The following is a 10,954-nucleotide window of genomic DNA, read 5'->3' on the forward strand; positions in this document are numbered from 1 at the left end:
TCTGGTCAGGCAGTTAGGCACTCAAAGCCGAAGATTACCATACTGCATTGCCAACCGCGCCTTCCCGCGAAGCGGGTTCGTGCATTAGGCCCAAAGCCGCCATTCGAGTTTGCACTGCCCAGGTCGCTTGCCGTCGAGTTCGTTCGCTTAGTCAAAGCGACCGAGATCTAATCCCGAAGAGTCAGCCGGCTGGGATTACCGGCGCGACCGGATCGTGCGGTCCGGGAACATGGCCGGCAGGAACCACTGCCGCCGCGCCGAGGACGTGCTTCTCCTGATCGTCAAAGAAAATATGACCACCGAGTGCCTTTAGGATGGGTGCTTTCTCACGGCTGCCGGCGAAGTGCGCCTCATCAGCCGGCGTCCCCCATGCCCTCAGCGTGCGAATGACGCGCTCGGGGGCAGGGGCGTTCCGAGCTGTAACAAGCGCGATGCGGACCTTGCTAACGTTTCCCTCATTGAGGAAAACACAGCGCAATGCGGATAGCTTATGAAGAAAATTGCCAAACGGGCCGCGCGCCATTGGATTGCTCGCGTTCGCGGTCTCATGAGCCAGAAAGGCCTTCAGGTGCAGCCGCTGCTCCACCGTCCACCGCTCCTTTTACGTCCGTATCCGCGTTTGAGAAAAACAGGTCGATGCCCCACGCCGGGACAAATGGCGCAAGCGACCGCCCGCTAGTAAAACTACCCGTCTCGACGACAAGCTCATAGTGATCGATCGACTTGAAAGCTCGGAGAGAGAGGTCGGGCGAGTTCTGCGACAAGAGGATCACTTCAACATACGGTGGAACGTCAGGATCGTTCAGCGCGAGTAACCGCTCGACGACCTCAAAGCCGGCACCCCTGCTGAGGATCGCGTCCTCGCGTTGAAGCTGCATAGCCGCATACGCCTTGACTACTTCTCGAATACGCTATGCTCTTCTTCCAGGTCAAAAAGAGCGCGCGTAGAGATTCCGATGCGCAGAGGGCTGGCCCTTAGCGCGGCCCCTGGATCCCCACACCCCTTGTCGTCCTCGGTTAAGGCAAACAGAAACTGCTGTCTTGCGTGGGCCAATACCGAGACCTCCTTCGTCGTCAGCTTCCGAGCGAGGAGACGGTGAACTGGTGGGCTCCGTTTGTCGGGCGACAATGCCTGGACAGCCAATTGAAGTGGAGCACGATCATGCCCTTCAAAGCACGTGGACGGATGGGCAGGTGCCTGGTGGACGGGGTTCTCTTCCTGTCCACCTTGCGATCCCTATCAGATTTTCCGACTGGCCAGCAGCTTTGTGAGCCAGTCCGGATCCATTTCCGGTACGGATGACAAGAGCCGTTCGGTGTAAGCCGGATGCGGCGGCGTAAGAACTTCACTCTTCAAACCCTGCTCAACGACTTTCCCCTGGTGCATGACGACAATTTCGTCGGCTATCGCCCGTACGGTGGCAATGTCGTGAGTGATGAAGAGGTAGCTCATGCCGAAGTCACTTTGCAGGCGCATGAGGAGCTTTAGGATTTCCTCCTGCACGATCTGGTCGAGCGCGGACGTAATCTCGTCGCAGATGATGAGATCCGGATCGGCCGCAAGCGCCCGGGCAATGCAAACGCGCTGTTTTTGGCCCCCCGACAATTCGGCCGGCAGTCGGTCCAAGTAAGCTTCGCTCATCTCGACCATATGCATGAGTTCGCCGATCCGGCGATCCCGCTGCGCGCCACTAAGGCCGAGGTAGAATTCAAGCGGTCGCGCTATGATGTCTTCGACCGTCTGGCGCGGATTTAGCGCGTTGTCGGGCGTTTGATAAATCATCTGTATGCGGCGCAGGACCTCCTTCGGGCGCATCTTCAAGCTCTTCGAAAGGGGCTGGCCGGCAAAAGAGATCGACCCCGAAAGCGATGGCAGAAGGCCGGTGACGACCCGAGCGAGGGTCGACTTCCCGGAGCCGGACTCGCCGACCACAGCCACCGTCCTTTCGCGTGGAACTTTGATGGAGACATCCTGGAGCACTTTGACGGTTCGGGCATAGCCCGCGGTAACGTGGTCTATCGTCAGCAGATGCTCGTCGGCCGGAACTTCGGGCTTCGCGAGCTTGCGCACAGCCCAGAGCGTTTTGGTGTATTCCTGGACAGGTGAAGCGAGCATCTGGCGTGTTTCAGCCTCCTCCACAGTGAGCCCGTGGCGCAGAACCATAATGCGGTCCGCCATTTGCGCCACCACCGCCAGGTCATGCGTCACGTAGATTGCGGCCGTATTGAATTCCTCCACGATGTTGCGAATGGAGGCAAGAACTTCGACCTGCGTCGTCACATCGAGCGCGGTCGTTGGCTCGTCGAACACTATGAGATCCGGACGACAAGCCATAGCCATTGCGGTCATTGCTCTTTGCAACTGCCCGCCGGAGACCTGATGAGGATAGCGAAAGCCTATGGTCTCCGGGTCTGGGAGCTGAAGACGTCGATAAAGATCGACGGCGCTCCGGTTTGCCTCTTCCCGGCTGGCAATTCCATGCGCCACCGCAGTTTCGACGGTTTGTTCCAACAGCCGGTGGGCCGGATTGAAAGAGGCCGCCGCGCTTTGCGCGACATAGGCAATGCGGGAACCCCTGAGGCGACGGCGCCCTGTTTCACTGACTGCCAGAAGATCAATCCCGTCGAACAGGATCGAGCCTTGTGTGATCCGGCAGCCCGGCTTGGCATAACCCATTGCGGCAAGGCCAATGGTGGACTTGCCGGCGCCTGACTCGCCGATCAGGCCAAGAACCTCCCCCCGCTTCAGCGTCAGATCGATCCCGCGCACAATGGGATGCCACCGCTCGTCCGAGAATCCCTCCACATGCAGATTGCGGATCTGCAGTAGATCCTTTCCTTTTTCGCGCGAGCCTGGACCGCTACTTTTCATCCCGCAATCCGCTTGTTGCGTGCAGGAACCAGTCCACAACGAAATTGACGGACACCGTAAGGAGAGCGATCGCGCCGGCCGGAAGGAGCGGCGTGACATCTCCGTACGTGATCAGGGTTGCATTCTCGCGCACCATTGAACCCCAATCGGCGGTCGGCGGCTGAATACCGACGCCGAGAAAGGACAGCGCCGCGATGGTGAGGAATACGAAGCAAAATCGCAAGCCGAACTCTGCGACCAGCGGCGGCATTACATTGGGAAGGATTTCCTTGGCGATGATCCACCTCGCGCCTTCGCCGCGCAATCGCGCCACCTCCACATATTCCATCACGGCCACGTTAAGCCCGACGGCGCGAGAAAGCCGAAAGACACGGGTGGAATCAAGAAGGGCAATGATTACGATCAGGCTGGTGATCGACGAGCCGAAGATAGACAGCAGCACCAGCGCGAAGATCAGACTTGGGATCGACATCAACACGTCCACCGCACGCGACAATATCTGGTCGAGCCATCCCCTGTGCAACGCGGCAAGAAGACCGAGCGAGACGCCAACGGCGAAGGACAGCAACGTGGTCGCGACTGCAATAGCGATGGTGTTGCGCGCACCGTAGATCAAACGGGTGAGCATGTCGCGGCCGAGCTGATCGGTTCCCAATTTGAACTCCTGGCTCCACGGCGCGAAGGCTTCGCTGAAGACCTGAGTCTCGCCGTATGGCGCTATCCAGTGCGCGAGGACCGCAACAAAAACGTAACCGAGGATCACGACGATACCGAACCATGCGCTGAAGGGTGCCCTCTTCAGCGCCGTTTTCGCTCGGGTGGCACGCGAACGTCTCAGCCTTTGAATCGCCGCGATAGGTTCGAAGCTGGTCATCGTGGATGCAAGAGCCTGGGGTTGGTGGCGATGGAAATGATGTCAGCTATCAGGTTGAGCAGGATATAGGTCGCGGCGAAAATCAAGGCGCAGGCCTGGACGACCGGAACATCCCTGGATTTCACCGCATCAACCATCAACTGACCGATGCCGGGATAGACGAACACGACCTCGACCACGACCACTCCGACGATGAGATACGCCAGATTGAACGCCACGACGGTGACGATGGGAGCCCAGGCATTGGGCAAGGCATGCCTCAGCACGATCACCATCGGGGACATTCCCTTGAGGCGCGCCATATCGATGTAGGGGCTTGCCATCATGTTGATGATGGCCGCTCGGGTCATGCGCATCATGTGGGCCACGATCACGAGCGTAAGGGTGATTGCCGGCAGGGCCACTTTCCAGACGTGGTCCCAAAACGGCGTCTGGTCGTTCACATTCGACAATGTCGGAAATTTGGGAACTGCATTGAGTGCCCAGCTCAGTGAGACTGCGAGCCAATGCGGCAGCGATTGAGCGAAATCGGATCCGATGAACGTGTCGCGCGAGATGACCAGGTAGGCCAGCATATAGGCGACGAAAAACTCCGGGAACGAGATGGTTGTCAGCGTCACAGCATTCACCAGCCGGTCGAACCAGCCGTTGCGGTGCAGCGCGGCGAGAATGCCAAGCCCCAGGGCCAGCGGGACTGCGATCAGCGCGGTCACCGCTGCAAGGAACATCGTATTGTATAGCCGTGGCGCGATGATCTCGGCCACGGTACGCCGGTATCCGGTGCGGCTCGCAAACGAGGAGCCGAAGTCACCGTGGAGCATCTGCGCGACCCAGACAAAATAGCGCTCGACAGGTGGACGATCGATGCCGATTTCTCGCTGGAACGCGGCGACCGTTTCGGATGTCGCCGATTGCCCGAGCGTGGCCTTGGCGAAGTCGCCGGGGAGCATCGCGATCGCAGAGAAGATAATGATGGACACGATGAACAAAGTGATCAGGCCGAGCCCAAGCCGCTGCAGAACCGTTCTTGCGACAGGGTTCATGGGCGTGCGTTTCCTTTTTGGGCGGCAGCCCTTGCAACAGCCAGGGAAGCCAACCGGAGCCTCACAGTCAACGCGGCTCCGGCCCGCCATCTCATGCTGTGGCGATCCACCAGCGTTCGGCCATTTTCAGTCCATCGTTCTCCCAATTGGGCGCCACTTCGCCGTGTGCGAGCTTTTTGGATTGAGCGCTGACGAAATTGTTGAAGACCAGCACGATGCTGCCGCCATCATCGTGGGTTAACTGCTGCATCTCCGCATACATCGCCGCTCGCTTCACCTCGTCCGTCTCGGCCCGCGCCTGGACAAGCAATTCGTTGAAGTGGGGATTTTTCCAGAACGACTCATTCCAGCTGGAGTCCGCGGCGAAGGCTTGGGTGAACATCCAGTCGGCCGTCGCTCGACCGCTCCAATAGGAAGCGCACCAGGGTTTCTTGAGCCAGACATTGTCCCAGTAGGCGTCCTCGGCCTCACGCACGACATTGACGTCGATGCCACATTGGGCTGCCGTCTCGCGAATGAGCGAAGCCGCGTCCACCGCGCCAGCAAAAGCGGCATCGGCGACCGAGAGATCCACTTTCAGGTTCTCCATTCCGGCCTTTTTCAGGTAGTGCTTGGCTTTTTCCGGATCAAAGCTGTGCTGCGGTTGCGGATCCTTGGCGAACTTGATCGCTGGCGCGATCGGGTTGTCGTTGGCCACGGTGGCGTGGCCGAGAAAGATCTTGTCGACGATCTCCTGACGATTGATCGCCCATTTCAATGCCATTCGCACGTCCGGATTATCAAACGGCGCCATCGTGACATTCATCGGCAAGGTATAGTGACCGTAGCCAGTGACTTCGACGATTTCCACCTTGGGATTGCGTTTCAGCATGCCGAGGGTCTTCAAATCGGCGCGGCCGATATAGTCCACCTCCCCCGTAGACAGCGCCGCCATGCGAGCGGCAAGATCTGTAATGGCGATGAACTCCACCTCGTCGAGGTATGGCTTGCCGTTCTTGAAGTAGTTCGGATTGCGCTTGAGTTTGGCCGAAACGCCGGGCTGGAAGTTCTCGAGTACGAAAGCGCCCGTGCGAACGCCTGAGGCCCAATCCGCCTTGCCGTCCTTGGCTGGCATGATGACCAGATGGTAGTCACTCATAATGTAAGGGAAATCGGCGTTGCCGCTCTTGAGCGTGAAGACCACCGTTTCCGGGCCGTCCGCCTTGATCTCGGCGACGGACTCCAACAGCGACTTCGCCGCCGATTTGGTGTCCTTGCCCATGTGATATTGCAATGAGGTCACGACGTCATCCGCCGTCACAGTCTTGCCGTTGTGGAAGGTTGCGGCTTTGCGCAGCTTGAAGGCCCAGGTTTTGGCCCCATCCGAAGATTCGAAGCTTTCGGCGAGATCCGGTTGGACATTGCCTTTGGCGTCGACCTCAGTGAGGCTGTTGGACAGCGAGCCGGAAAATGCGGTTTGTGTGAACGTATCGGGGTAGCCGGCCGGATCGATCGAATCCGTGGTCGCGCCGTGAGCCATGCCGAGCTTGGCGAAGCCGCCCTGCATCGGTGCGGCCCGCGCCGTGCTCACGAACAGCTTGTCGGCGGCGGCGACGGTCAGGCCCGCGGCCAGCCCAAGATGAATGAAGTCGCGGCGGGAAACATTGCCGCCACCGATCAGGCTTCGAGCGATACCAAGCTTGTATTCAGATTCTGACATTTGACTCTCCCATTGCGGAGTTCTCCGCGTTATTTCTCGTCAAAGCACCTGCGAACAAATCTGCTGGTTTGACTGCGGCCACCTTTCCTTCGAATTTTTCCAATCCCAATCGGTTTTGCGCCAATCAGGCCGTCACATAGATGCCGCCGGCCTCGACGGTGACTGGAAATGTGCGAGCCCGAACGGTCGGATCGACCAAGGCCTCACCCGACTTGATGTCGAATTCCCAGCCGTGCCAGGCGCATCGGACGATCTCGTTTTCGCGATGATAGATGAATTGCGCCTGTTCGACGGGCGCGGTCGTTCCACACTGCGGTCCCTCGCAAAGTGGAGCGCCGCGGTGCGGACAAACATTCAGCAGCGCGTGGAACGACTCTCCAATGCGGAAAACGCCAATCGAAAGGCTGCGGATCTTGGCGATAAAGGGAGACCCGGGTTCGATTTCGTCGACGCGGCAGATGTAGGTCTTTTCGGGCATCACATCGTTCCTCAGGCGGCATTCGCCGCTTGCGCGCGCGGGATGCGTTTGTAGACCTCCAGCGCATTCAGTCCCATGATCTTGCTCTTCCAGGCAGGAGGGATCTGCAGCGTGTTTGCATCGTCGTAATCCCAGTGGGGATAGTCCGACGCAAACATCAGCGTGTTTTCGCCGTCCATCGCCTCAAGCGTGGACCACAGATGCTGGATGTTTGCGGGCTGTTCCAGCGGCTGCGTGGAAAAGCGGATGTTGCGTCGGCAATATTCCGATGGCAGCATCTTCAGCCATGGCGTCTCCTTGCGCAGCGCTTTGTAGTCGGCGTCCAGGCGCCAGAGTACCGATGGGACCCAAGCGACGCCGCACTCGATAATCACGAAATAGAGGTCCGGCCATTTCTCGAAGACGCCATGCGCGATCATGCTTGCCACGTGCGACATTGCCGACATGTGGAGGATAGCGTGGGTCTCCCAGAAGAATGTCGTTGGGGCAGGAGCGATGGCAGTTGAATTCACTCCGCCATGGCCGCCCAGATGTATGGCGAAGGGCAACCCTACTTCAGCGCAGGCTTCGTAAATCGGGTGGTAGAACGGGTCGCCATACGGCTTGACGGATCCTTGGGACGCGAGCACCTGGACCATGCGCGGGTGATTGCCAAGGCGACGTATCTCGGCGGCGGCGAGCTTTGGATCTTGTGGCGCGATGATGATCGAGCCCATGAAACGGTCGTCCTTCGGCAGCCACTGATCGATCTGGTAGTCATTGTAGGCGCTGACCAAGGCGCTGGCATAATAGGGGTTGGCAAGGGTTGACGCCTCGATCGGCTCATCACCCGTCAGGATCGCCACGTCGATCTTGTACTTGTCGAGGTGCTTCTCTTTCATGATGAGATAGTTATCGGCCTCGGTTTTCGGACGGACGTCCTTGCGGGAGAAATCCTGCGGATGAAACCAGGGACGATGGCCGTGCGGGAAGGCCCCAACGGGACCTGTCTTCTCGCCTTCGACGAACATGTCCTTCCAGAGGCCGGAAAGGTAGGGCTGCAATACCGTGGCGCTTGACCAGTAATTATGACAATCGCAGTCGATTATAAACACTTTGTTCGGCTCCATAGCCTCGTCCCGGCGATGCTGCCGGGTCGCTGACTGGTGCAGCTTCCGCCTTGGGTTTCGTTTGATCAAGCTTATGAAACGTGCGAATATGATCGCGTTTTTCGATCGGGGGTTCAATGCAGCTTGATTACATCGAAACCTTTCTCGACATCGTCGAGTCAAGAAATTTCAATCGGACCGCGGATCGGTTGGGCTTGACCCAATCGACGATCAGCACTCGCATCAAGAACCTGGAGAGCGCAATTGGGTCCGAACTGTTCCAGCGTGGACGCGCCGGGGCAGAGCCGACTGCCGCAGGACGCCGGTTCGAAGCTTACGCCAGGTCTCTGCTGTCGACCTGGTCGCAAGCTCGCCACGACGTGCGCGCGTTCAACCGTTTCGAAGGCACCTTGCGCGTTGCCGCCCAAGTGGGCATGACCCGCTCAGTCCTACCCGGGTGGGTCGAGACACTGTGCCAGGTACTTCCGAAGTCCTCGATTCATATCGAGTCGGATTACTCGAACCAGATGGTCAGCGACTTGAGCATGGGAAACCTGGATATCGCGGTGCTTTATGCCCCTCGCTACTTGCCCGAGATCGCCTACGAGCACCTGATGGTCGAGGAATATGTAATGGTTTCGACTGCGGCCAGAACGCTGTCGGATGTTGATCCTGACACCTACATCCGCCCAGGCTACACCGTTCTGCTGGAGAAAACGCACGCGGAGCTGCTGGCTCAATTGGCGATCTGTCGACTTTCGACCGGATCGGAAACGCTGGCGGAGATCATGCTCCGGCGAACGGGCGGCACTTGCTACATGCGTAGCGATGATGCGCGTCGGTTCACCGCCGAGCTTCCATCGTTCCTCGTCGAAGGAGCGCCGACGCTGCACCAGCCAGTTCACACGGCGATACTGGCACGTCGCAAACACGAACCGATCATTCGCAAAGGCATCCGAGCTCTCCATCTCGCCGTTATGTCGCTGGAAGTTTAATCGAAATTAGCGATCATAACGTTGGGTTAATACTGCTGTTTTATGGGCTAAGAACTGGCATGTTCGCTCGATCGCAAAGCCGAGCCGAACAATGAACGCATACGCTTCCGTCCAAGCCTCCGATATCGTGCCCACCTTGCGTCAGCGCCAATGGGCACAAAAGACGCGAGATGTTGTGCTCTGCCGTCGCGTAATCGACGAGACGCACGATGTGAAAACATTCGTTCTCACGTCTGCCGCGGATCGGCTGTTCTGCTTCAGCGCCGGCCAGTATGTCCTCGTGCATCTCAGGATTAACGGTGCCGCGATCACGCGCTCCTACTCTGTATCATCACCGCCGACACGACCGCTTGATCTTCAGATCACGGTGAAACGAACGCCGGGCGGGCTTGCTTCCAACTGGCTCCATGACAATGTGAGGCCAGGCAGCGAGATCGAGATCGAAGGGCCGCTCGGTTCGTTTAATCTTGATGAGTTGCCGGCTCAGAAACCCGTTTTCCTTTCGGGCGGTAGCGGCGTGACTCCGGTCATGTCCATGCTGCGTGCACTTACCGATCGCGCGGATGACAGGGAGATCCGCTTCATTCACAGTGCGAGAACGCCAGGCGACATCGTCTTCCGATCGGAACTGGAAGCACTTGCTGCTCGCTTTCCCAACGTTCAAGTGACTTTGGTTTGCAGTCAGGGAGGTCCCACTTGGACGGGTTCAACTGGCCGAATTGGTGGTCGGATGCTGCTGAGCCTGGTTCCCGATCTCCACAAGCGCACCGTTTTTGCCTGTGGGCCCGAAGGGTACATGAAGACGGCACGCACCTGCCTTGACGCAATTGGCTTCCCGCCGGCCCAGTACCACGAGGAGAGTTTCGGAGGCAGCAACGGTTCGCGTTCGGAAATGGGTTCAGCGGTTCCGTCGTCGGTCCGTTTCGCCCGCTCGGGCGTGGAGTATCAATGCACGCCCGGAGAGACCTTGCTGGAGGCGGCACGGAATTGTGGCATCTACATCCCGACCGCTTGCCAGCAGGGCGTTTGCGGAACGTGCCGAATAGCCAAACTATCCGGCGAAGTTGTGATGGACGACCTAGGCGGACTGAACGCTGAAGAGAAGTCGGCCGGCTATGTCCTGGCATGTTGCAGCCGCCCACAAGGAACGGTTTTGCTCGACGTTTAGGCGTTGTTGACCGTTGAAGATGTGGCCGTGCGCACGCATTTGCGTCCGGGTCTGGCCTCAAAATGAGGCCGCCGCCGCCTTTCAGCCACGCGGTATTGTTGGCGCGGCAAATGGGCGACTTCGTAATTGCAGCCACCAGAACAACCTGTTGAAGACGATGAAGGACACATCACCGGCAAGGATGCGCCGTTCATCAGCGGAACGGCACAGGTCCGGCGCAGTCAATGCTGACGGAACATTAGTGGTCTCGAATAGTTGAATTAATGCTTCGGATGCCGCAGCTTGGCTCCGGCGTAAGGCTGGTGGGCAAACATCGGCAGGCCCGCGCCATCACCCCCTCTCCTCCGTGGCGCGGGCTCTCTACGGCAAGGCTAATACACCAATTCTCGCTGCCGCCTCTTACGTGTCGGAGCCCGGTATTTCTCGACCAGCCGCACCTTGTCGATGTTGATCATCGATGCGCGTGGCCACGCCGGTCAGCTCGATCTCCTGCCCGCGCTTCACCTTTGAATGATCGATGATCGAATGCGGAAAATTATAGGGGGGAATCGAGATGCTTACGAAGTCCTCATCGACCCGCCGTCGCACCGTGGCGGTCAGATCCCCAATGCCAATTCTCTGCGCCAAAGGGAATGGGTCTGGAGCGGTCCCGGGCTTCATCAAGGGATTGCTAATATTCGGCTGGAGGCGCAAAGTTTCTTGACACATGAGGCTCTTTTTGATCGCGCTCGCCGTCG

General features: G+C 58.6%; 8 protein-coding genes and 2 pseudogenes. 2 read left to right on the top strand and 8 right to left on the bottom strand.

Going from position 1 to position 10,954, the window contains the following annotated elements; translation table 11 throughout:
• Positions 1 to 181: 181 nt before the first annotated feature.
• The 7 genes and pseudogenes from NKH03_RS33065 to NKH03_RS33095 all read right to left on the bottom strand — a co-directional run bounded on the left by NKH03_RS33065 (position 182) and on the right by NKH03_RS33095 (position 8,060).
• Positions 182 to 878 (bottom strand): annotated as a pseudogene (locus NKH03_RS33065) (5'-nucleotidase).
• Between the two features lie 362 nt (positions 879 to 1,240).
• Positions 1,241 to 2,872, bottom strand: coding sequence for an ABC transporter ATP-binding protein (locus NKH03_RS33070; RefSeq protein WP_352973085.1), 1,632 nt, complete (start codon positions 2,870 to 2,872; stop codon positions 1,241 to 1,243).
• Complete coding sequence (locus tag NKH03_RS33075; RefSeq protein WP_352973087.1) at positions 2,862 to 3,746, bottom strand: ABC transporter permease; 885 nt, start codon at positions 3,744 to 3,746, stop codon at positions 2,862 to 2,864. Before NKH03_RS33075 ends, NKH03_RS33070 begins: the two co-directional genes overlap by 11 nt.
• Positions 3,743 to 4,789: an ABC transporter permease gene (locus NKH03_RS33080; RefSeq protein WP_352973095.1), complete on the bottom strand. Its 1,047-nt coding sequence runs from the start codon at positions 4,787 to 4,789 to the stop codon at positions 3,743 to 3,745. Before NKH03_RS33080 ends, NKH03_RS33075 begins: the two co-directional genes overlap by 4 nt.
• 91 nt (positions 4,790 to 4,880) lie before the next feature.
• On the bottom strand, positions 4,881 to 6,488 hold the full coding sequence (locus NKH03_RS33085) for an ABC transporter substrate-binding protein (protein WP_352973089.1): 1,608 nt from the start codon (positions 6,486 to 6,488) through the stop codon (positions 4,881 to 4,883).
• A gap of 124 nt (positions 6,489 to 6,612) precedes the next feature.
• A complete protein-coding gene (locus NKH03_RS33090) occupies positions 6,613 to 6,966 on the bottom strand; it encodes a Rieske (2Fe-2S) protein (protein WP_352973091.1) in 354 nt (117 codons plus the stop codon).
• Positions 6,967 to 6,977: 11 nt separating this feature from the next.
• The gene (locus NKH03_RS33095) at positions 6,978 to 8,060 is read right to left on the bottom strand and encodes an amidohydrolase family protein (RefSeq protein WP_352727359.1); all 1,083 of its coding nucleotides are present in this window, start codon (positions 8,058 to 8,060) and stop codon (positions 6,978 to 6,980) included.
• A gap of 131 nt (positions 8,061 to 8,191) precedes the next feature.
• On the opposite strand from NKH03_RS33095, the gene NKH03_RS33100 reads away from it, so the two are divergent.
• A complete protein-coding gene (locus tag NKH03_RS33100; RefSeq protein ID WP_352870821.1) occupies positions 8,192 to 9,049 on the top strand; it encodes a LysR family transcriptional regulator in 858 nt (285 codons plus the stop codon).
• 91 nt (positions 9,050 to 9,140) lie between these two features.
• A complete protein-coding gene (locus NKH03_RS33105; RefSeq protein ID WP_352973093.1) occupies positions 9,141 to 10,217 on the top strand; it encodes an FAD-binding oxidoreductase in 1,077 nt (358 codons plus the stop codon).
• A 399-nt stretch (positions 10,218 to 10,616) separates the two neighbouring features.
• On the opposite strand, the pseudogene NKH03_RS33110 reads toward NKH03_RS33105, so the two are convergent.
• Positions 10,617 to 10,954 (bottom strand): annotated as a pseudogene (locus NKH03_RS33110) (hypothetical protein); the annotation flags it as partial.

It is taken from the genome of Mesorhizobium sp. M1406 (assembly GCF_040317555.1).
Taxonomy (GTDB): Bacteria; Pseudomonadota; Alphaproteobacteria; order Rhizobiales; family Rhizobiaceae; genus Mesorhizobium.

Bases quoted from the DNA above. Each gene is read 5' to 3' on its own strand.
- NKH03_RS33070 (WP_352973085.1), bottom strand. From the start codon at position 2,872: ATGAAAAGTAGCGGTCCAGGCTCGCGCGAAAAAGGAAAGGATCTACTG.
- NKH03_RS33075 (WP_352973087.1), bottom strand. From the start codon at position 3,746: ATGACCAGCTTCGAACCTATCGCGGCGATTCAAAGGCTGAGACGTTCG.
- NKH03_RS33080 (WP_352973095.1), bottom strand. From the start codon at position 4,789: ATGAACCCTGTCGCAAGAACGGTTCTGCAGCGGCTTGGGCTCGGCCTG.
- NKH03_RS33085 (WP_352973089.1), bottom strand. From the start codon at position 6,488: ATGTCAGAATCTGAATACAAGCTTGGTATCGCTCGAAGCCTGATCGGT.
- NKH03_RS33090 (WP_352973091.1), bottom strand. From the start codon at position 6,966: ATGCCCGAAAAGACCTACATCTGCCGCGTCGACGAAATCGAACCCGGG.
- NKH03_RS33100 (WP_352870821.1), top strand. From the start codon at position 8,192: ATGCAGCTTGATTACATCGAAACCTTTCTCGACATCGTCGAGTCAAGA.
- NKH03_RS33105 (WP_352973093.1), top strand. From the start codon at position 9,141: ATGAACGCATACGCTTCCGTCCAAGCCTCCGATATCGTGCCCACCTTG.